Source organism: Mammaliicoccus sp. L-M44, from assembly GCF_022386355.1.
GTDB lineage: Bacteria > Bacillota > Bacilli > Staphylococcales > Staphylococcaceae > Mammaliicoccus > Mammaliicoccus sciuri_A.
On the sequence record NZ_JAJNIU010000001.1, the window covers coordinates 125,310 to 147,044 of the forward strand.

General features: G+C 32.6%; 18 protein-coding genes and 1 other RNA gene. 5 read left to right on the top strand and 14 right to left on the bottom strand.

Going from position 1 to position 21,735, the window contains the following annotated elements:
- Positions 1-207 precede the first annotated feature (207 nt).
- On the top strand, positions 208-606 hold the full coding sequence (locus tag LQ611_RS00610) for a ribonuclease HI family protein (RefSeq protein WP_107572883.1): 399 nt from the start codon (positions 208-210) through the stop codon (positions 604-606).
- A gap of 42 nt (positions 607-648) precedes the next feature.
- On the opposite strand, the gene LQ611_RS00615 is transcribed toward LQ611_RS00610, so the two are convergent.
- Positions 649-1,533 carry a 5'-3' exonuclease gene (locus LQ611_RS00615; RefSeq protein ID WP_103361645.1) on the bottom strand — a complete coding sequence of 295 codons (885 nt, stop codon included), beginning with the start codon at positions 1,531-1,533 and terminating at the stop codon, positions 649-651.
- Between the two features lie 11 nt (positions 1,534-1,544).
- Entirely contained in the window at positions 1,545-4,973 is a 3,429-nt protein-coding gene (locus tag LQ611_RS00620) for a dynamin family protein (RefSeq protein ID WP_119489230.1), read from the bottom strand.
- Between the two features lie 285 nt (positions 4,974-5,258).
- Here LQ611_RS00620 and LQ611_RS00625 point away from each other — a divergent pair, with 285 nt between their 5' ends.
- Positions 5,259-5,738: a cupredoxin domain-containing protein gene (locus LQ611_RS00625; protein ID WP_103361643.1), complete on the top strand. Its 480-nt coding sequence runs from the start codon at positions 5,259-5,261 to the stop codon at positions 5,736-5,738.
- Positions 5,735-7,387 (top strand): b(o/a)3-type cytochrome-c oxidase subunit 1, encoded by a 1,653-nt coding sequence (locus tag LQ611_RS00630; protein WP_119489233.1) that lies wholly within the window; start codon positions 5,735-5,737, stop codon positions 7,385-7,387. The genes LQ611_RS00625 and LQ611_RS00630 overlap by 4 nt, the downstream gene beginning before the upstream one ends.
- A 334-nt stretch (positions 7,388-7,721) precedes the next feature.
- On the opposite strand, the gene LQ611_RS00635 is transcribed toward LQ611_RS00630, so the two are convergent.
- The 5 genes from LQ611_RS00635 to LQ611_RS00655 all read right to left on the bottom strand — a co-directional run bounded on the left by LQ611_RS00635 (position 7,722) and on the right by LQ611_RS00655 (position 10,562).
- On the bottom strand, positions 7,722-8,846 hold the full coding sequence (locus tag LQ611_RS00635) for a THUMP domain-containing class I SAM-dependent RNA methyltransferase (protein ID WP_025905496.1): 1,125 nt from the start codon (positions 8,844-8,846) through the stop codon (positions 7,722-7,724).
- An 84-nt stretch (positions 8,847-8,930) separates the two neighbouring features.
- Positions 8,931-9,300, bottom strand: an RNA gene (gene rnpB, locus LQ611_RS00640) — RNase P RNA component class B.
- Positions 9,301-9,347: 47 nt separating this feature from the next.
- A complete protein-coding gene (gene gpsB, locus LQ611_RS00645) occupies positions 9,348-9,662 on the bottom strand; it encodes a cell division regulator GpsB (protein ID WP_025905495.1) in 315 nt (104 codons plus the stop codon).
- 13 nt (positions 9,663-9,675) lie between these two features.
- Complete coding sequence (locus LQ611_RS00650) at positions 9,676-10,239, bottom strand: SLOG family protein (protein WP_182461918.1); 564 nt, start codon at positions 10,237-10,239, stop codon at positions 9,676-9,678.
- On the bottom strand, positions 10,233-10,562 hold the full coding sequence (locus LQ611_RS00655; protein WP_107566021.1) for a DUF1798 family protein: 330 nt from the start codon (positions 10,560-10,562) through the stop codon (positions 10,233-10,235). The genes LQ611_RS00650 and LQ611_RS00655 overlap by 7 nt, the downstream gene beginning before the upstream one ends.
- A 168-nt stretch (positions 10,563-10,730) precedes the next feature.
- Between LQ611_RS00655 and recU the strand changes: the two genes are divergently transcribed.
- Both recU and LQ611_RS00665 read left to right on the top strand, forming a co-directional pair.
- Positions 10,731-11,357, top strand: coding sequence for a Holliday junction resolvase RecU (gene recU / locus LQ611_RS00660; protein ID WP_037588134.1), 627 nt, complete (start codon positions 10,731-10,733; stop codon positions 11,355-11,357).
- Positions 11,354-13,684 carry a transglycosylase domain-containing protein gene (locus LQ611_RS00665; protein WP_107566020.1) on the top strand — a complete coding sequence of 777 codons (2,331 nt, stop codon included), beginning with the start codon at positions 11,354-11,356 and terminating at the stop codon, positions 13,682-13,684. Before recU ends, LQ611_RS00665 begins: the two co-directional genes overlap by 4 nt.
- Before the next feature lie 60 nt (positions 13,685-13,744).
- Here the strand turns inward: LQ611_RS00665 and LQ611_RS00670 are convergent, their stop codons facing one another.
- The 7 genes from LQ611_RS00670 to LQ611_RS00700 all read right to left on the bottom strand — a co-directional run bounded on the left by LQ611_RS00670 (position 13,745) and on the right by LQ611_RS00700 (position 21,734).
- Positions 13,745-14,092 (bottom strand): YpoC family protein, encoded by a 348-nt coding sequence (locus tag LQ611_RS00670; RefSeq protein WP_107591060.1) that lies wholly within the window; start codon positions 14,090-14,092, stop codon positions 13,745-13,747.
- Positions 14,089-14,757 (bottom strand): endonuclease III, encoded by a 669-nt coding sequence (gene nth, locus LQ611_RS00675; RefSeq protein WP_025905489.1) that lies wholly within the window; start codon positions 14,755-14,757, stop codon positions 14,089-14,091. The genes LQ611_RS00670 and nth overlap by 4 nt, the downstream gene beginning before the upstream one ends.
- Entirely contained in the window at positions 14,747-15,439 is a 693-nt protein-coding gene (locus LQ611_RS00680; protein ID WP_103361640.1) for a DnaD domain-containing protein, read from the bottom strand. Before LQ611_RS00680 ends, nth begins: the two co-directional genes overlap by 11 nt.
- A gap of 69 nt (positions 15,440-15,508) precedes the next feature.
- Positions 15,509-16,801 carry an asparagine--tRNA ligase gene (asnS, locus tag LQ611_RS00685; RefSeq protein ID WP_025905487.1) on the bottom strand — a complete coding sequence of 431 codons (1,293 nt, stop codon included), beginning with the start codon at positions 16,799-16,801 and terminating at the stop codon, positions 15,509-15,511.
- Positions 16,802-16,863: 62 nt separating this feature from the next.
- Entirely contained in the window at positions 16,864-19,557 is a 2,694-nt protein-coding gene (locus tag LQ611_RS00690) for a helicase C-terminal domain-containing protein (protein WP_107596783.1), read from the bottom strand.
- 10 nt (positions 19,558-19,567) lie between these two features.
- Positions 19,568-20,536 carry a biotin--[acetyl-CoA-carboxylase] ligase gene (locus LQ611_RS00695; RefSeq protein WP_103361638.1) on the bottom strand — a complete coding sequence of 323 codons (969 nt, stop codon included), beginning with the start codon at positions 20,534-20,536 and terminating at the stop codon, positions 19,568-19,570.
- A complete protein-coding gene (locus tag LQ611_RS00700; RefSeq protein ID WP_107565216.1) occupies positions 20,523-21,734 on the bottom strand; it encodes a CCA tRNA nucleotidyltransferase in 1,212 nt (403 codons plus the stop codon). The genes LQ611_RS00695 and LQ611_RS00700 overlap by 14 nt, the downstream gene beginning before the upstream one ends.
- Position 21,735: the final 1 nt, after the last annotated feature.

The window sequence follows — 21,735 nt, forward strand, 5'->3', positions numbered from 1 at the left end:
TATATCACTTTTAATGTCAATTTCAAATACTATTTATCCATAACTTTATAATTTATATATACTATTTTTACAACTTGTAATATTATGTACAATTTTGATGAAGAATTATTAAGTCTGAATTAAAGATATTATGACCATTTATTGAAGTCTGTTTATCGTTCGTGTAAATTAGATGAGAAGGTAAATAATTTGAAAGAGTTGATTGAAATGCCGCAAATATATTTTGACGCCTCTTCTAAAGGCAATCCTGGAGAGAGTTGTTGTGCATGCGTCATTATTACGGATGATGCGAGACATCATTTTACTTCATATATAGGTGAAATGGATAATCATCGTGCTGAATGGGAAGCGTTAATCTTCTCTATACAACATGCGATTGAATTAGAAGTTGGTAATGCGTTGATTTATACAGATTCGAAATTAATTGCAGATAGTATTGATAAAGATTTTGTCAAAAATCCTACGTTCAAACCCTATTTCGAGCTATTTAAAGAATTAGAACGTCAATTTGATTTAATATTTGTAAAGTGGATTCCACGAGCTCAAAATAAAGAAGCCAATCAATTGGCACAAACTGCCTTAAGAAAACAATTAAAGCATAAATAAAAAGCATATCACGACGGCGCGTGATATGCTTTTTGCGTTTAATTATAAGAAGTTCGTAGTTAAATATTTACTTGATACGAATAATTCATGTTCATTACAGATTTCGATAGATTGTTCGATTTCATGATGATATGTCATTTGATTCAGTAAATCTTCTGTTTCTAATGGTACATCTGTATGAATTTGAGCAAGTTGTTTCGACATTGCTAAGTCATCTCGATACGTGATGATTTTCTTTTGTTGTCCTGCTGTTAATTCGTTAATGTTTTCAAGAACATTTTCAACAGATTGATATTGTTGTATCAATTTAATCGCTGTTTTCTCACCGATACCTTTAACACCTGGATAACCATCAGCTGTGTCACCCATAAATGCTTTAACATCTACTAATTGATGTGGCTCTAAACCATATTCTTCTCTAAACTTATGAATATCATATTTATTGTAAATATTGAATCCTTTTTTCGTCAGCCATATATCAACATCTGTATTTATACATTGTAATAAGTCTCGGTCACCACTCACGACATATGTTTCATGCCCTTTTTCTTGAGCGCGTTTACTAATTGTCCCAATGACATCATCCGCTTCATAATTCGTAATACCTAAATTGAGTAGTCCTAATTTCTCAGCGATTTCTTTCGCTCGGTCAAATTGTGGAATCATTTCTTCAGGTGGTGCAACTCTATTTGATTTATATGCTTCAAACATATCATTTCTGAAAGTCTTAGATCCCATATCCCAACATACGGCAACATGTGTCGGTTTAATATCATTGATTACTGTATAAGAATGTCTAATAAATCCTTGTACAGCATTCGTAGGAATTCCTTTAGAATCTCTCATAAACTGTTTATGAATGCTTGTTGCATAAAAATGTCTAAATAATAAAGCCATACCATCTATTAATAATATTTTGTTACTCATATTATGCTCCTTTATATCTCTTTTAAGACGTTTTCGATTTTTTCTATGACATCATTATCAATATTTACAGACAAGTAATCTTCAATAAGATGAATCGTCTCTTGATTATATTGATCGATGTACGACTCACCTATTGTATCATAATGTGCCAAATTATTAGTTAACGCTTCATTAAACGTCACGATTGGATGGTCGATAAGCTTCATTGTATCATTTAAAATTGCATTTTGCGTTTCTTTTACTTTAGATGTCTTAATTAAATCTTTCTTACTCACCGAACTGATTGTTTGTTTCGCAATATCTTGAACGTGAATGCTAATCGGTTCTGGATTAATTTCATTTTCAAACTCATGTTTAAACTTAGAGATTAAAATAGAAGCATCATTTAATTCAACAATTGTTGGTGTTAATAAATCATCAAATGTTCTCGCATAAAAATTCTTTAATCTTTCTACGATAAGCGAGCTTTCCAAACTTAATTTCTGATTTAAATCATCTACATAATATTTCGTACTCATTTGAAGAGATTGTTTAAATTGATCCGTAACGGTCGATGTATTGAAATGTTTTTTGACGATATCATTTAATTGTATATTCAATCTGTCTTTCAAGTAATACAGTTGATCGTGAATTTCTTTTTCCAGTTGATGATGTGATTTAATCACAATTTGATTTGTGAAGTTCTGTTTATCTTTATAACTGAGTAAAGTTGATTTTCTCTTTTCAAGTTGTACTTTATCTTGTCTATACGTATGCACCATTTGTTCTAATTCATTCGTCAGTTGTTTAATTCTAGATTCTACTTGTGACTTTAGAACTTGCTTACTTTCAACTTTAACAAAGTGATCTAACGCGTTCATAAGTCGTTTGAACTCGTCATCATGTGATTTCAGTGCTTGTTTACTTGAAACTGGATAACATTCTGGTTTGATGTTCAATGCATCTAATGATGATTCTACGTAAGATATAACAGCTTGTTTATCTTCTTCAGATTCTGCTAAATCAATGGCGTTAATAACAAATTTCAAACCTTGTGATTGTTGTAAATTATTCATATCACGCATATAAGTTAAGAACTCACCGTCTTTATCAGTAAAGGCATGATTATAATAACTCACATAAATAATTAAGTCACTTGATGCAATAATTTGTTCAGTCTCTCTCGTATGTCTTTGGTTATTAGAATTAAGACCTGGTGAATCGATTATAATCTTGTCTTTTAACCATTCTTCTTCAAGTCTTAAATTAATTTTGTGTACAAATGCAGCATGTGTATCATCAGCTGTTAACTTTTCTAATTCTTCTATATCGAATGCGACAGATTTGCCTTCTTTTAAGATATCTTTGTAATGATTAAAGTTCGTCTCGATTGCTTCAAAGAATGCTAAATGATTACTAGATAATGATGCATGTTGTTTAATATCTTTATCGTCAATGAATGATTCAATTGTTGAGTACTGTTTATTGGCGAACTCTGTTATATGATTAATCTCTTCTAATAATTGCTCATAAGTCTTAAATGTCACTTCTTGTTCAGTACCGTAGCTAATTTCAGTAATACTTGCTGTCGTTGGATTCGGTGAACTTAGTAGCACTGGCTTTTGTAAAATAGCATTAATTAAACTACTCTTACCTGCACTAAATGTTCCAAATACAGCAATCTTTGTGATGTTATTCTCTATTCTTTCAACTTGGCTTTCAATGTTATGCACTTCACCTTCAAATAAAGGCAGTTTCTTTAAATGATTGATTTGATCTTTAAGTTGTTGCAAGTTATTTTCTTGATGTTCCGTTTGAACTTCTTTGTATTGTTGTTTCGCTTCTTTCTTATCTTCTAGGTCAAGCTCATTTATATTAATGAAATGTCTATCTATTAATTTATCGATAGATTCATCAAGATGAATATAATAATGTTGATAATTGTTTGTGATAAGTGATGTTTTTAAATTCTTAAATTCAACATATGTTTCATATTCATTCAATTGATTCGTTTCTTCATTAGACTCGTTATGCACTTCACTCGAATTAACGATTTCTTCTATTAATTGATTTGTTTCATTGCGTATTTTTCGATTAATCATTTCTGTAATGCCTTTAGAATAAATTAACACGTAATCATTTGTAATCGATGTTTGCTCTTGTACATGATCACTTAATTCTTCTTTACTAATCGTATATTGCTGGTTGATGATTTTCTCGAATAAGTCCGCATCTTGAATGTATTTGTTCAAGTTCTCTAATGATTTAATCCATACTTTCGTAATTTCATCGTGAATTTTGATGTCTAAAGCTTCTTTCACTTGTTCAAGCGTTTCATCTTGAATCATCGCTTTCTTCTTATCTTTATTAAATAATCCTTTAACTTTATAGTCCTTAGCCGTTGTTTCTAAATATTGACGAATCGTTTCTCGCATTTCATATGGCATCAAATAAGCGTTATCTAAAATTTCTTTGCGCTTTTCTTTTAAATTTGAAGTGAACTGATCTTTATCTTGAATTAATGATTGTTCACTTTGGACGTTGAATTTCTCTTTGTATGCTTGATAATCGTCATCAAATGTTTCTTCAGTAGAATCAATATCAGAAAGAATCGTTTCCATATGTTGATTAATATATTTCAGCTGTTCTTGTTTAATGTAATTCGTCACACGGTCAATAAATACTTGGTGTTCCGTACGTTGTTGATCAAGCTGATGGATATATTGATTAAATAACTGCTTCTCATTGTTCGGCGTATCATATTTAGAAACATAAAATATCTTCTCTAAATTCAGTTTCCAATCTGTAACGGCTTTGTTAACGCGATTTTTATATGTATCAAATGAGATTTCATCTTCGTCATGTTTATCGACTTGGTTGACGACCAATATAACCGGAATATCCAGCTTGTTTAACGATTTAATAAAATTAAAATTCATATCCGACTGCACATGATTATAGTCGACTGTATAAAATACATAATTAGATGTCAGCAAATATTGAAAAGCACTTTCTCTATGATTGTCACTCATTGAATCGACACCAGGTGTATCTTGAAAAGTAAAGCCTTTATTGAATTTATCTGATGTAAATTCAATTTCGATAGATTCCACTTCTCTATCTTCAGTGTTAAGCCTTTTAACATCTTCTTGATTATCTACAACTGTATATTGATTGTTGTTTAAATTAACGGAAATGCTGTTTTTATCTGAAGAAATCAGTTGTGCTGTGTTGCTTGTCGTAGGGACAGGAGAACTTGGTAATATATTTTGTCCGATAACTTTATTAATTAATGTAGATTTCCCTGCTGAAAAATGTCCGACAAAACTCACTGTATATTGTTCGTTATATATTTTTTTAATCATTTCATTGATTTGTTTAATTAATGGTTGGTTAGATGACTTTTCAATTTCTTTTTTTAATTTATAAAGTAAATCTAATGATGCTTGATTACGATCCATTTTAATTCCCCTTTATTTTTACACAAATAATTTAAATAGTGTGATTTACATCACATTAATTATTTAATCTCTATTCTATTATAAATAATGAAGAGAATATAAGAAAGGATGAATAAAATGACAGTCCAAAATAATGACCTAAACAAGAAGACTGATGACCACTCTCATGATGATCTGGATTTAAGAGGCACACTGTATTCAGTTTTCACATTGGGAGGCATCTTTGCAGTATTATGGGTAATTTGTTTTATTTTATTTTTAGTAAGAATTTAAGGGGTGAAATCTGTGCATAAATACGAAAAAGTATGGCTAAAAGTCGGCATTAGCTCATTAGTCATTTTCTTAACAATTTTGATGATTACAGGTTTGCATAATGGACACACGCCAGCCGCTTCTGGTAGAGACTATGTTAATCCTGATAAAGTCGATCAAATCGAACCTTTCAACAAACCAGGTTTACACAAAGTTAGCGGCAAAGATTACGACTATGAATTAGTTATTCTTGCTTCAGCTTTCAATTATCAGCCGGGTAAAGTCGAAATTCCTAAAGGTTCAAAAGTAAAAATCATTGCGACAAGTAAAGATACTTTGCATGGATTTAGTTTACCAGGCACAAACGTCAACATGATGTTAGAACCTGGACATATTAGTGAATATTACAAGACATTCAATGAGAAACGCGAATATTTAATCATCTGTAATGAATATTGTGGTATCGGACATGCAGATATGAAGTCGATGATAAAGGTTGTGGATAAAAAATGATAACACGATTAAATAAGAATGATAGCAGACTTGTGATGGCGCATATGTATGTAGCTATTGGTTGTTTAGTCCTTGGTGGATTAGCAGGTTTGTTACAAACATTAGTAAGATCAGGATATTTACAATTACCTAAACAAATTTCTTATTATCAAATCTTAACAGTGCACGGTATCGTATTAGCATTAGTACTGACAACTTTCTTTATCTTAGGCTTTCAATTTTCTGCAGTAGCTAAGACATCTGGACATTTAACGTCTGTACAAAGAAAGTTCGGTTGGGTTGGATTTTGGGTAATGATTATTGGAACGCTCATGGCAGCAACAATGGTTCTATTAAACAAAGCCACTGTTTTATATACTTTTTATGCACCATTAAAAGCACATGCTATTTTCTATATTGGTATGGCGCTTGTTGTTGTAGGTAGCTGGATTTCTACAGTTGGACAAATTTTAAAATATGTAGAATTTAAGAAGAAGAATCCAGGTAAGAAATCTCCCCTACTAAGCTACATGGTAGCTATTAACGGGGTAATGTGGATTGTATGTTCATTAGGTGTTGCTGCGACAGTACTTCTTCAATTAATTCCTTGGTCATTAGGTTTAGTTGAAAGAGTAGACGTAACATTAAGTAGAACATTATTTTGGTATTTTGGTCATGCACTTGTTTATTTCTGGTTGTTACCAGCTTACATGTGTTGGTATGCAATTGTGCCAAAGATTATCGGTGCAAAAGCATTCTCTGACAACTTAGCAAGAATGTCATTTATGCTATTCTTATTCTTCAGTATTCCAGTTGGGATACACCACCAATTAGTTGAACCAGGTATTGATGATACATGGAAATACTTACAAGTTGTATTAACATTTATGGTTGTCATACCTTCAATGATGACAGCATTTAGTCTGTTTGCAACATTTGAAAATTACGGACGTTCTAAAGGCTATAAAGGATTATTCACATGGTTTAAATCTTTACCATGGAATGACGCAAGATTCGTATTACCATTCTTAGGTATGTTAGCCTTTATCCCAGGTGGCGCAGGTGGTTTAGTAAACGCATCTGCACAAATGAACGGATTAATTCATAATACAATTTGGGTAACTGGACACTTCCATTTAACAATCGCTTCAGCAGTCATCATGACATTCTTCGGAATTATGTACTGGTTAATACCTCATTGTACAGGTAGAAAACTAACTAAATTCACAAATAAATTAGCACTTATGCAAGGTTATACTTGGGCAATCGGTATGACAATTATGAGTGGCGCGATGCACTATGTTGGATTAGTAAAAGGTGCACCAAGAAGATCAACATATTCAGAATATGGCGGTGCTAAACAAGCTGCTGAATGGATACCATATCAAGTACTACAAGCAGTTGGGGGAACAATTTTATTTATTTCTATAATATTAGTCGTAATGGTGTTTATACACTTAGCCTTCTTATCACCTAAAGGCGAAGAAGAATATCCAGTATCAGAAGCATTGGACGAAGAACAACCAGTCATTAAATTTGTTGAGAACTGGAGATTCTTAATCATCGTGACAGTATTGCTTATCTTAATCGCATATACAGTCCCTATCGGACAAATGTTCACAGATCCAGCACCAGGAGCCAAAGGAATAGGAGAAGGCAAGCTTTGGTAAAACTAAATTAATATATTTAACTTAGAACCTTCATACAATGATGAATAATAGGAAGACTGGCAACAAATCTTTAGAAGATGCGTTGCCAGTCTTTTTTTGTGGGGTTTGGGGGTGGTGTTTGTAATGAATATCTCTTGGCTAATATGTTGGATAAGTATGGAGGTTAGCTGAGTCTTGGCTTAACGCCATAATTAAGCCAAGAGATTGTCCAAGTCATAGCTTAACTCCCTACTTAAGCCAAGAGATATTAGATCTAGTCCAAACCATACATCCCCCACCTTTCTCCAAACCAAAAAACCACCTGCTCTGCAGGTGGTTTCCTCTTTCCTACTATCTATTTATTTCGTTTGCCCCAATATTGATAGTACGTACATTCGATATAGCCGTTAAAGAGTTTTCTTCTTTTTGTGGCTTTCTTACCTACTAATGGTTCAAATTCTTTATAGCTTGTAAGCATATATAATGATGCTTGGTCGTTTTGTTTCATGATTTCGCCTAAGTGTTTGTACATTGCTTCTACTTCACTTCGTTCACCGATACGTTCGCCATATGGTGGGTTCCCGATTATTGAAACGGGTCCTTCTGGTACTTCTAGGTTATGAACATCTTGGACTTTAAATTGAATGATGTCCCCTAACCCAACTTCTGTTGCGTTGTCTTTCGCAATTTCAACCATTTTAGGATCGATATCACTTGCTATGATATTAATTTCTTTATCATATAATGCCGCATCATCTGCTTCTTGTCTTAATTGGTCATATAATCCTTCTGGTATGATATCCCAATCTTCACTCGCAAAATCACGGTTAAATCCTGGTGCAATATTTTGAGCGATGAGTGCTGCTTCTATTGCAAGTGTACCTGAACCACAGAATGGATCGATAAATGGTGTTTCACCGCTCCAGTTTGTTAATCTTACAAGTGCTGCAGCTAATGTTTCTTTCATTGGTGCGTCACCTTGTGCTAAACGGTAACCTCTTTTATGAAGTCCTGAACCTGAAGTGTCGATTGTTAATAAAGCTTCGTCTTTCAGCAATGATACTTCAACTTGGTATTTACTACCTGTTTCATCGATCCAACCTTTAATTTGATACGCATGTTTCAATCTCTCAACTATCGCTTTTTTAACGATTGCTTGACAGTCGGATACGCTGAATAATTTAGATTTAACACTTTTACCTTGAACTGGGAACATACCTTGAGCGCCAATTACATCTTCCCATGGTAATGATTTCGTCTTTTCGAATAATTCGTCAAAAGTTGTTGCATGGAAACGTCCTACTACGATTTTGACTCTGTCAGCAGTTCTTAACCATAAATTTGATTTAACGATTGCTGTTTCATCACCTTCAAAAAGTACGCGACCGTTTTCTACTTTTGTTTCATATCCTAATTCTTGAACTTCTCTAGCAACAATTGATTCTAATCCCATTGGACTAGTAGCGAGTAATTGATACATGCATATACTCCTTTATATTTAAATTATAATTATTTACAAATAAAAAGCTCTCCTACTTGGGAGAGCGACACTAGTAAGTGATAAATCTGTAAGCCATGTTTTGTCCTTTAGTACTGCTAACGTGTACTAGTTACACTCGTACGCCAGTGATAATCATCTGTCTGTATGATTACATACCTTCTTATTCCGTTCATTTCCGTCAAAGAAGTGCTCCTACCAATTTTGGATTGCTCACTCGAGGGGTTTACCGCGTTCCACCTTTTACATTTCTGTAAAAGCTACGTCACTGTGGCACTTTCAAACTACTTTAACCATATTATTACTAACTTAGGTTATTTCGTTGCCGTCAATTAATTGCCCTGGCTTATTGTTTCGCCAAGCACGAACACTACATTCATCTCAGAATGTGTGAGCATGGACTTTCCTCTACTTAACGTAGCGATTATCCGAAATACCACTCAACAAAGAATTATAGCATAAACAGCGTTAAATAACTATCATTTATTCGCCAAATACTGCTTTTTCAAGATTAGAAATTCGTTTCAAGATATCTACATTATTAGAATTGTATTGTTGAGAACCTTGTGGTCTGCCTGACGCGACACGGATTCTTAACTGTTCGATTTCTTTTTTAAGTTTAGAATTTTCTTCTGTTAATTTGATGACTTCGTTATTTAATTCAGCCATTTTTTGATAGTCTGAAATAATGTCATCTAAAAAAGCATCTACTTCTTCAGTTTTGAAACCTCTTAAACCTCTTTCAAATTCCTTTTCATAAATATCTTTTGCAGATAGCTTTAATGTTACATCAGCCATTTTTACACCTCATTTAATATGATTCGTTGTCATTATTATAATTAAATTCCATAAAGTCTTGTAAATCCATGAATGTAATAACATTATAAGTATAGTTTGTCTTTTCAGCAAAATCAACTAACTTACTTTTGAAGTATTTAGGTGATGCTTCTTGTTCATCATCATAAAATAATATCGTCTTATCCGTATTATCGAGTATAAATTCATTGGCTTGTTGAAATTGGAACCCACCTTGATACTCACTTTGATGAATCGCATTGACATAGTCTGCATGTGTAACAATATTTTGGTAAGCTTGTTGGTTTGTTTCGTTCCATTTATTATAATGGTTTAAAAATGGTGTCAATATCGCAAGTTTCAATTGAGGGAATTTATTTTTCATTTCAATTGTCACTTCTGCTGCCCAAAGCTCAAATCCTAATTGACCTGAAATGATGACCCACTCCATACCTTCTTCTATTTCTTGCTCAATGATTTCTTTAAGATATGCTTTGATGACTTTTACTTCAGCCTGATCATTTTTGAAAATATTCAGTTCGAACGGTTTGTATCCTGTAAAATATACAGACGTCATGATAAATCACCTATATGGGTATAAATATAATTTAAATCATGTTGTACGGCTTTATGCTTTTCAAAGAAGAGTTTCTTACTTGTACGTTTATAATGGCATTCTACAGACAATTCTTTGTAGTTACTAATTAAGAGTTGGAATTTCTGTTCATTCATATATTGTAATTTCAATACGGCATCTTGATGTACAGCAAGTTTGTCTAGCAGAACATCGACTTGTTCTACAAATGGTACGACATCTTTATAAAAGTCGTATTCATGATCGTCCTTCGCATGTTGGAAAATATCTAGCATGTCATTTAATTTATTTAAAAGTTCTTGTATCATCGCTACACCTACTATTAATGAAGTTTGTATTTTAAATGTGCTCACGATAAAATGATAACATAACTAGAAAAGTTCTAGAATATTTATGTATCATAAAAAACTTTTGTAACTTATAATGAAATAAGGTATAATATTTAGAGTTTTATGATATGAAGCTAGGTGATGAATTTGAATTATCCAAACGGAAAAAAAGTAACAAAAAATACTTCTAAAGTCTCAATCCAAGATGACCCTAAATATAGTAGAATACAATATGGTAAACGGGGTATGAGATTAGAGGAGGAAATTGATAAATCCAATGAATACTTCAGATTAGAAAATATAGCAGTTATTCATAAGAAACCGACACCTATTCAAATTGTTGATGTTGACTACCCTAAAAGACAAAAAGCTGTCATTAAAGAAGCTTATTTTAGAAAGCCTTCAACAACAGATTATAACGGTGTTTATAATGGATACTATATTGATTTTGAAGCTAAGGAAACGAAAAATAAAACAAGTTTCCCTTTAAATAATATCCACGATCACCAAGTATCACATATGGAACAAGTATTAAACCAAAAAGGTATATGTTTTTTGTTGATAAAATTTAGCTATCATGATAGCGTATTTTTATTGCCTTTTAGGAAGTTTATGGTATATTGGGACAGATATAAATCTGGAGGCAAGAAGTCCATCACGCTTAAAGAGATTGAAACTGATGGTTACTTAATACCAATCCAATTTAAACCAAGAATTAACTACATAACAATAGTTGATCAATTGATAAAAACAGAAAGTGAGGCGCTCAAATGAGTCAATCAAAAGCTTCTAATAGTAAAAATGGTAAAGAACAACCTAAGAAGAAGAGGAATATCAAAAGGACGATAATTAAGGTGTTCGGTATTCTCGTGCTAGCATTCTTAGCAATGGTAATCATAGGTGTTCTCGTATTTGCATATTATGCTTGGAAAGCTCCTGCTTTCAATGAAAGTGCGCTTAAAGACCAATTACCAACTAAAATTTATGACAAAAATAATAAACTTGTCACGACCCTCTATATGGGACAAAAGAGAGAACATGTTAAATTTGACGATGTTCCAGACCAAATGAAAGATGCTGTACTCGCAACTGAAGATAATCGCTTCTACGATCATGGTGCATTAGACTACAAACGTTTATCTGGAGCAGTTATGAAGAACTTTACAGGTGGCTTTGGTTCACAAGGTGCATCTACATTAACACAACAAGTTGTAAAACGTTCATTCTTAACAGATAAGAAATCCATCGAAAGAAAAGCTCAAGAAGCTTACCTTTCTTATAGATTAGAACAAGAATATTCAAAAGATGAAATCTTTGAAATGTACTTAAACAAAATCTATTACTCAGATGGTATTTACGGTTCTCAAACAGCAGCTAAATATTACTTCAATAAGAAATTAAAAGATTTAAACTTAGCTGAAACAGCTTACTTAGCAGGTTTACCACAAGTGCCAAACCAATATAACATTTATGATAATCCTGAAGCGGCTGAAAAACGTAAAGACACTGTTCTTTATTTAATGGAAAGACACGGTAGAATTACTAAGAAAGAAATGAAAGAAGCACAAGATACACCTATCGATAAGAACTTAGTTAAACGTACAGTTGAAGAAAGAAACGATGCAATGACTGATACGCCTGACAATGAGTACGCTTCTTATATTAACTACGTTAAACAAGAAATTACTCAGAACAAAGCGTTCAAAGGTCAATCATTAAATGATATTATGACAAGCGGTCTTAAAATCTACACAAACATGGATAAAGATGTTCAAAAAACATTACAAGAGTCAGTTGATAACGGTACATTCTACAAGAATAAAGACCAAATTACTGGTTCATCTATAGTAGATACGAAGACTGGTAAATTAGTCGGTATCAGTGGTGGTAAAGATTACAAAGATGTAGTTGATAGAAACCAAGCAACAGACGTTCATCCTACAGGTTCATCACTTAAACCGATATTAGCCTATGGTCCAGCAATTGAGAATATGCAATATGCGACAAACCATAAGTTCCAAGATGAAAGCGAGTATAATATCAATGGTAGTATCTTCAAGAACTATGATGGTCAAGGTCACGGCTCAGTTACAATGGCTGATGCATTAGCAAGATCATATAACATTCCAGCATTGAAATCTTGGCAAGAAACAAACCAAAACGCTGGTGAAAAAGCAGTTAAAGACTTTGCTTCTAAAGTGAATTTAAATTATAAAGATGAAATTGGACCTTCAGAAGTACTGGGTGGGTCACAATCAGAATTCTCCCCTACTCAATTAGCGTCAGCATTTGCGACTATGGGTAATGGTGGTACTTATAACGAAGCAAAATCAATTAGAAAAGTTGTCACTCAAGATGATGAAACAATCAAATTCTCAAGCGAAAGCCATAAAGCTATGGAAGATTACACAGCATACATGTTAACTGAAATGCTGAAAGGAACATTCCAAGCATACGGTTCAGCTTATGGATATGGCATTAACGGTGTGAACGTAGCAGCTAAAACAGGTACTGGTACTTATGGTGATGAAGTATATACTGAATATCAATTACCTGAAAATGCAGCGAAAGACGTTTGGATTACAGGTTATACACCACAATACACTATGTCAGTATGGATGGGCTTCAACAAAGTTAAAGAATACGGTGAGAACTCATTCTTAGGACATGATGAACAAATTAAACCACAAATATTATTCAATGAAGTTATGTCAGAAATCTCTAATTATGACGGTGCAGACTTCGAAAAACCAGATTCAGTAACAGGAAGCGGTAAAAGCTTAAGTGTTGCAGGTAATGAAGACAATAATACAACATCAAGCTCAGCACCTAGCTCTGGTAATAGTAGTAATCAGCAAAATAACTATAACTTCTCAAATAATAATAATAATGTAACAACAAATGAACCACAGACGAATTCAAATTCATCTACAACACAACAAAATAATACACAACAACAGTCATCTACTAATCAGAACGTAACAACTGAAGAACAAACGACAGAAACACCAACATCCGAAGATTCAGATTCAGACTCTGACAATAGTAGTTCAACCTCAGATGCAGCAAAACAAGCTGCGAAAGAAGAGAAAGATGACTAAGATATAGAAAAAGCATCACATCCCGCAAAGGATGTGATGCTTTTTTGATTATAATATTTTCTATTCTCCGCTTTCACGTTGTGCGGCTCTTTTAAGTTGAATCTGATATCTCGCGTTCATTCTAATTAATTCTTCTTTCAATGTTACCATTTGTCTATATCCCATAAAGTGATATATTCTCTCGTTTATATAGTGGTAGCGTTCTTCAAAATTCATTGGTATAACTGGATATTCTTCGATATGCGCTATATCAAACGTTTCTATTTGATTGATTTGTTCTATATAAGCAATGATCAAATGATAATATTGATCTAACAATTGATGTGCTTCATTTGTTTTAAGCTTTTTATTTTTAACAAGTGGTTCTATTTGTTGTTCAAGTTCTATGAAATCATTTTTTTGTATCATGCGCCTTCAACCTTTACTAACCCAGCTTTTAATCGTTTTTGCCCTTCTCTACAATCTGCAAATAATGGACATACTTCACATTTCGGTTTACGTGCTACACAGTGATAGCGTCCAAAGAATATAAGCTGATGGTGACTTTTTGTCCATCTTTCTCTTGGAATGATGCTACATAAACGATCTTCAACTTGGCGCACATTGTCTTTAATTCTACATATTGCAAGACGTTTAGATACGCGTTCTACATGTGTGTCTACTGCTAATGATGGTTCCCCGAATGCTACACTCATCACAACATTCGCTGTTTTACGCCCTACACCAGCTAATGATTCTAATTCTTGATGTGTACTTGGTACGACACCATTAAAATTATCTAACAATGACTGACAAAGTTTTTGAATATTTTTAGCTTTATTGCGGTATAAACCGATTGAGCGAATGTCATTTTGAAGTTCTTCTAAACTTACATTTAAATAGTCTTCAGGAGTTTTATACTTTTCAAAAAGCGATTTCGTCACTTTGTTGACGAGTACGTCTGTACACTGTGCAGAAAGTAATACTGCGATTGTTAGTTCAAATGGATTATCATGAACGAGTTCACATTCAGCATCTGGAAACATTTCATCAATAACATCCATCATTTCTAATGCTTTCTTTTTACTTATCATAAGGATTCTCCCCATTTACCCAATCAAAAGTCGGGATTAAATTAACATTTTGCTTTACTTTTTTAGTTTGATTAAACTTTTCACTTTCTTCTTTGGAAGATTCAACAGTCGTGATGTTCTTCTTCTTCCAGTTCAATAAGATACGGTCGATATATTTGATGCTGAGTTTATCTAAACTATGCGCTTCGTTAAGTGCGCTCATAATGAGTTCGTTTGAATGTTTATCAGTATCAATCCAGTGGTTTAATGTTTGCACTTCTAATGGTGTTAATGGTCGACCGAAAGTGGATTCGAATTCTTGGAATAGTTTCTTGAATTGTAAGTTTTGATCTTCTACTGTACCTTGTTGCATTACTTCGTTTTTGATTAATGCGAGTTGTTCATACATAGGATCAAATGATATGAATTCATTATATTTATGTTGGTCATCTTTTTCAATTTTAATGTCTATAATTTTTAATTGAGAAAGTTGATTAATGATATGACTTACTTCTTGTATAGATAATGTCGTGCCACGTTGGATATCTTCTAATGGAGGTTGTAAGTTACGATCATTCTCTTGATCCAACAATTTAATAAGGATAACGAATTGTTTTTCATTTAATCCTAAATTGGCATAATGATCAAACAAAGCTCTTTGAACAACGACTGGCTTTTCTTTTAACATAGCACTTGTATACATTTTTTCACCTACTTCATTATAAAAATATAGAGTCTGGGATCACTATTCAGCTCCCAGACTCGCATATTATTATGGATATAATCGATTTAATAAACGTGGGAATGGTGCAGTTTCTCTAACGTGTTCTACGCCACTTAACCATGCTACTGTTCTTTCAAGTCCTAAGCCAAATCCACTATGTGGTACACTTCCGTATTTTCTTAAGTCAGTGTAATAACTATATGCTTCAGGATCTAAACCATGTTCATTAATTCTTTGATTAATTAAATCTAAATCACTAATTCTTTCAGAACCACCAATGATCTCTCCGTAACCTTCTGGTGCGATTAAATCTGCACATAATACAGTGTCTGGATTTTCAGGGTTTGGTTCCATATAGAATGGTTTAATTTTTGTTGGATAATTAATGATAAATACTGGTTTATCATAATGGTTTGCAATTGCAGTTTCATGAGGAGAACCGAAATCGTCGCCCCATTCAATATCATCGAATCCTTCTTGATGTAAGAATTTAATGGCATCATCATAAGTGATTCTTGGGAATGGTGTTGAAACTTGTTCTAACTTAGAAGTATCTCTTTCAAGAAGTTCTAATTCTAATTTACAATTTGCCAACACAGCTTTAACGATGTGGTGTACGTAATTTTCTTGAACTTCTAAGCTTTGGTCATGTTTCATAAATGCCATTTCGCCTTCGATCATCCAGAATTCAATTAAATGTCTTCTTGTTTTTGATTTTTCAGCTCTGAAAGTTGGACCGAAACTAAATACTCTATTATGCGCCATAGCTGCAGCTTCTAAGTATAATTGACCACTTTGAGATAAGAATGCATCTTCATCGAAATATTTCGTATGGAACAATTCACTTGTACCTTCAGGTGCACTACCTGTTAAAATTGGTGGATCAATTTTAGTGAATCCACTTTCGTTAAAGAATTCATATGTCGCACGAATAATTTCGTTTCTAATTTTCATAACGGCATGTTGACGTTTAGAACGTAACCATAAATGTCTGTGATCCATTAAGAATTCTGTACCATGATTTTTCGGTGTGATTGGATAATCATGTGATTCTGAAATGACTTCTACACCACTTACTTGCATTTCATAGCCAAATTTAGAACGGTCATCTTCTGTAATTGTACCCGTAACATAAACAGATGTTTCTTGTGTTAATGATTTAGCTAATTGGAAGATGTCTTCTGATACTTCAGCTTTTACAACGACACCTTGCATAAATCCTGTTCCATCTCTTAATTGTAAAAATGCTATTTTCCCACTTGATCGCTTGTTTGCAATCCAAGCACCGATTGTCACTTCTTGATTGACATAATCTTTAGCTTGTTTAATCGTAATATTCATTATTATTTCTCCTATTCAAATAAATTACCTATAGTTATTTTATCAAATTATGCATACAACTGCTATCTGTTTGGATATTTTCTTAGTTTATCTTGGAATTTATTTAAATCGCCTTCGATAACAGGTATTTCACCTAATGCATTAATAAAGTATTTACTGTAATTACTATCTAATATTCGTCTATCAAAGCAAATTAATAAACCTTGGTCATGTTTGTTTCGAATTAATCGACCGATGCCTTGTCTAAATTTAGTTACAGCGTCTGGCAAGACAAAGTCTTTAAATGGATTGTCAAATTCATCTTTCATTAAATGGTATCGTGGATCATCTTGATGTATAAACGGTAACTTCGTCATCATGACACATTTAATACCTGAAGATTGATAATCAAATCCTTCAAAGAATGATAAAGTACCTAGTAAAATCGTCTTATCAAATTGATTAAACTGTTGTACGAGTTTGTATACGTGTGAATGTTGTTGCTGCATTAATACGACATAATCATCAAAGATTTCAAGTTCTTCCATGTATCGATATGCTTGATACAACATCGCATAGTTCGTAAACAGTACTAAACATTTTTGATTTGTTTCACTTACAAATGTAGATAAATAACTAACAATCGTTTCTATATAGTCATCTTGTTGATGATATTGATAAGTCGGCATATTTTCCGGTACAAAACATGTTGCTTGATTTTTCAAGTCGTAAATATCATTTAAATAATAAGTGTTAAATTGAATGTCTTCAGGAAACATAGATTTAAATGATGTAAATGAATGATTAACGGTTAATGTCCCAGAAATGAAAATATTGCTATTGAATTGCTCTATAAACACTTCATTCAGTAAATCTTTAACTTCTGCTTTTTTAACAAATAGTGAAAGTGTAGATTTCTGAGATATTTTCTTAATGGATACGAATGGCACTTGACCAGACTTAATCATGTTATAAATTTTAGTATATTGATGATAAATATAAATTAACTCTTTCTTGAACGCTTTAACATGTGCGTGTGAGTAAGATTTAAATCTAGATAATATTTGATTGATTGTACTAATTTGTCGTTTAAATATTTCAGATATATTCGCGACATCAATATCATAGAAGTAATGAATTTGTTTATCATCTTCATGTGATTCATGATGCTTATCTGAAATTTGAGCCATTAAATCATCAAATAATTGTTCGTTTTGTTCGTGCAGTAAATCAATATCACGTTTCAGTTGATAAATATCGATTGGTTCAATAGGATATTGTTCAATGACTCTTCTATTTTCTAATTTATCTAATCGCTTAAATAATTTTTCTTGCTCATTTTTACCTAATAAACCGAGATGATATTTAATATGTTGGTAACTTAAATCATCTGTTACTTGATTAAGTGCGTAATCTTGAATACGATGTGCTTCATCAACAATGATATGTTTGAACAATTGATATACGGTATCTTCTGTACTATGTTGTAACAAATGCGCGTGGTTTGTTATACCGATCTCTACATGCTGCGCACTCTCTTTAATAAATTGATAGTAATGTATATCATTTTTAAACGGTACATAAGTCGTGCGTTTTTGTTCAAAGAAGACTTTTTGACCACCTTTAAGATGAAGCTCTTCAATGTCACCTGTTTCCGTTTCAAGAATCCATACAAGCAACTGCATTTTTAAAATAGTCGCTTCATAGTTGTCTGTATCATCTTGTAATATATTTAAGATTAAACCAAGCGAAATATAATGATCTTTACTTTTAATAATCATCGCTTTTAAATCTAAATCTAATGCATTTAAGACTTTATTAAATTCTTGTTCTAGCAGTTGATTTTGAAGTAACTTCGTATGTGTTGAAACGAGAATATGTTCACCAGTTTCTAAATAATACAACAATGCAGCGAGCACAAAGCTCATCGATTTCCCACTACCAAGCGGTGCTTCAATTAAAGCATTCTCATTGTGCATTAATGAATCGAACAATTGTTGAACGAGTTGATATTGTTCTTTACGATAATCGAAATTAAACGTTTTAAGTATTCTATCATAAGCTTCATCGAGTGTAATTGATGTACGATCACTAGAATGTCGTATTGGCATTTGCTTTAAATAATGGATGTTCTGGTACTTTTTAATATTGCGATTATGCGTTTCGGCACCTTGATGTGTTCTTACAATTTCAAATAGAACGTCCTTTAAATCATGCTTTAAAGATTTAGATAAATAATAAAGTTGTTTAATGGTATCAATCGGAAGACCATTTATTTTTTGAATGGCTTTGATAAATAATAATGCAGTTGCTTTAGCATCCTCATAAGCACTATGCGCTTGGTTTAAATCAACTTTTAACGATTGACTCAATTCACTTAACTGATAACTTTCTTCGTTTGGAAATGCGATTTTAAACAATTCCATCGTATCAATTGTTAATTTAGGTTCGAATTGTATTTGATGCTTTTCGAAATGGGATTTGAGAAAGTTTAAATCAAATAGAACATTATGCGCGACAAATACACAATCTTTCAACAAGTTAAACAATGATTGACTGATCTCTTCGAAGTATGGAGCTTCTTCTAAGTCTAATTCATTGATATTGGTTAATGCTTGAATGAAAGATGGAATTTCCAAATCCGTTTTGACATATGAATGATATGTATCGGTAATTTGGTTATTTTCTATAAATGTTATCCCAATTTGAATGATTTCATCATATTGAATTTGGTTTCCGGTTGTTTCTAAATCTACAACAGCGTATCTTTGCGCCATATTATCTCTCCTATATTTCGATATCTGCACTCATAAATTGGTGTAATTGACCATCATCAGATATCACGGTTAAGAACCCATTATCTTGTATATCAATTGCTCGACCAAATACTTGCTTTTTACCCTCTGTATAAGTTAGTTTTTTGTCCCAAATCATACTTTTACTTTTATATAACTCTTTAATGTCACTGAATGGTAATTCTAAAAATTGATCATATCTCAGTTCAATAGCCTCTATTAATAATTTCAAAAATTGATAAGGTTCTATAGATTGTTCATTCTCTATTTTTAAACTTGTCGCACGTGATTGACCAGCTCGATCGAAATCTTCTTGTGTTTGGTTTAAATTTATACCAATGCCACAAATAATCGCATTAACGCCATCTGTATCTGCAATCATTTCTGTTAAAAAGCCACAAACTTTTTTATCGCCTATATAAATATCATTAGGCCATTTAATTCTACTTTGAATGCCATAATGCTGTTCAATCACTTCTTGAATAGCAAGGCTTATAAATAGATTAAATGTCGACATTCTTTGAATTGGAATATCTGGGCGTAATACAACTGACATCCAAAGCCCTTTACTTTTAAGAGATGACCATTCTCTTTGGAAACGCCCTCTCCCATTTGTTTGTTCATCACTCAAAACAATAAAGTCATGATCAATGTCATTAACACGAGACTTGGCTAACAATTGTGTTGAATCTACTTGTGTTTGAACAATTGCGTGATTCAATATACTTTGATCTTGAAGTGTAATATTCACAATGCCTTCTTGCCAAGTTGTGGGGATTTCTGAGATTTTATATCCCTTATTTGAAATAGACTCAATTTCAAAGCCTTCTTTTCTCAATTGATCGATGACTTTTTTAACTGTTACACGTGAACAATTTAACGTTTCAGCTATATGTTGTCCTGACAAATATTCATTATTTTGATATAAATATTTAATAATTTCACGTTTATATTTTGACATTCTCTCGCACCCATTCTATTAAATCATTTTCTGTATTATCCACTTTAAGGTTAATAACAGCTTGTTCAACTTTATTTAAAATATCTTTGATCCATGGTCCACCTTTTTTATTAAATGTAGCCATCAATATTTGACCGTTAATTTGTAATTCTGATTTATCATATATAGGTAGTTTATCATATATTTCATCAATTACACGGTCATTCATAATTGTAGGATGGATAGAGATATTCAGTTGTGCATTATGCTCAGAAATAAAGTGAATGATTTCTTTCATTTTATCACGATGATACGTATATACGAGATGAATCATATCTTGCTTTGAAATATTATTTTCAGAAAGTGTTATCAATGATTGAACGTAAGATGAGATATCACGCTTTTCTTGATTACTGATTTTCAAACTGTTCAAGCTTGTTAAATCTAATTCGTATAAATAACATAATGCAGCCACCCATAAATCGAAATGGGCATGTTCCGGCATGAAGATACTAGTTTGATTAATTTCTTTGAAAAATGGAATATATTTAAATATTTCTAGTTCATGAGCAGTCTTTTTTGTATCATGAATATATTGACCTTGAATCATTTTTTTAAGTTCAACAACAATTCTTTCAATTGCAATGGCACTTAAAGAATGTGCTGTTTGATGCATGGCGTCTTTAGTATCGTGATCAAGTGCAAAGCCTGTCTGAGCTTGGAATCTTACACCTCTCATAATACGTAATGCGTCTTCTTCCATGCGATCAATAGGTGTTCCGACAGCTTTTATAATTTTGGATTGTATATCGTTTAACCCGTTGAAATAATCATGGAGTTGATACGACTTATCCATAGCGATAGCATTCATTGTGAAATCTCTTCTTGCTACATCTTCATATAAATCCGTTACAAACTGAACAGATGTAGGTCTTCTATGATCAACATAATCCCCATCTTTTCTAAATGTTGTCACTTCATACTGTTGATTTTCACCCATCACAATCATCGTGCCGTGCTCTTTGCCTATTGGTAAAGTCTTATCAAATAATTGTTCAACTTCATCAGGTAAAGCACTTGTTGTAATATCAACGTCTGAAATTTCTTTCTCCATTAAATAGTCTCTTACTGAACCACCAACAAAATATGCTTGATGCCCATTACGTTCAAGTGTTTCAATTATCCATTTCGCATCTTCAAATACTTGATATTCACGCATA

Bases quoted from the DNA above. Each gene is read 5' to 3' on its own strand.
- LQ611_RS00610 (WP_107572883.1), top strand. From the start codon at position 208: ATGCCGCAAATATATTTTGACGCCTCTTCTAAAGGCAATCCTGGAGAG.
- LQ611_RS00615 (WP_103361645.1), bottom strand. From the start codon at position 1,533: ATGAGTAACAAAATATTATTAATAGATGGTATGGCTTTATTATTTAGA.
- LQ611_RS00620 (WP_119489230.1), bottom strand. From the start codon at position 4,973: ATGGATCGTAATCAAGCATCATTAGATTTACTTTATAAATTAAAAAAA.
- LQ611_RS00630 (WP_119489233.1), top strand. From the start codon at position 5,735: ATGATAACACGATTAAATAAGAATGATAGCAGACTTGTGATGGCGCAT.
- LQ611_RS00635 (WP_025905496.1), bottom strand. From the start codon at position 8,846: ATGTATCAATTACTCGCTACTAGTCCAATGGGATTAGAATCAATTGTT.
- gpsB (WP_025905495.1), bottom strand. From the start codon at position 9,662: ATGGCTGATGTAACATTAAAGCTATCTGCAAAAGATATTTATGAAAAG.
- LQ611_RS00655 (WP_107566021.1), bottom strand. From the start codon at position 10,562: ATGATACAAGAACTTTTAAATAAATTAAATGACATGCTAGATATTTTC.
- LQ611_RS00665 (WP_107566020.1), top strand. From the start codon at position 11,354: ATGAGTCAATCAAAAGCTTCTAATAGTAAAAATGGTAAAGAACAACCT.
- LQ611_RS00670 (WP_107591060.1), bottom strand. From the start codon at position 14,092: ATGATACAAAAAAATGATTTCATAGAACTTGAACAACAAATAGAACCA.
- nth (WP_025905489.1), bottom strand. From the start codon at position 14,757: ATGATAAGTAAAAAGAAAGCATTAGAAATGATGGATGTTATTGATGAA.
- LQ611_RS00680 (WP_103361640.1), bottom strand. From the start codon at position 15,439: ATGTATACAAGTGCTATGTTAAAAGAAAAGCCAGTCGTTGTTCAAAGA.
- asnS (WP_025905487.1), bottom strand. From the start codon at position 16,801: ATGAATATTACGATTAAACAAGCTAAAGATTATGTCAATCAAGAAGTG.
- LQ611_RS00690 (WP_107596783.1), bottom strand. From the start codon at position 19,557: ATGGCGCAAAGATACGCTGTTGTAGATTTAGAAACAACCGGAAACCAA.
- LQ611_RS00695 (WP_103361638.1), bottom strand. From the start codon at position 20,536: ATGTCAAAATATAAACGTGAAATTATTAAATATTTATATCAAAATAAT.
- LQ611_RS00700 (WP_107565216.1), bottom strand. From the start codon at position 21,734: ATGCGTGAATATCAAGTATTTGAAGATGCGAAATGGATAATTGAAACA.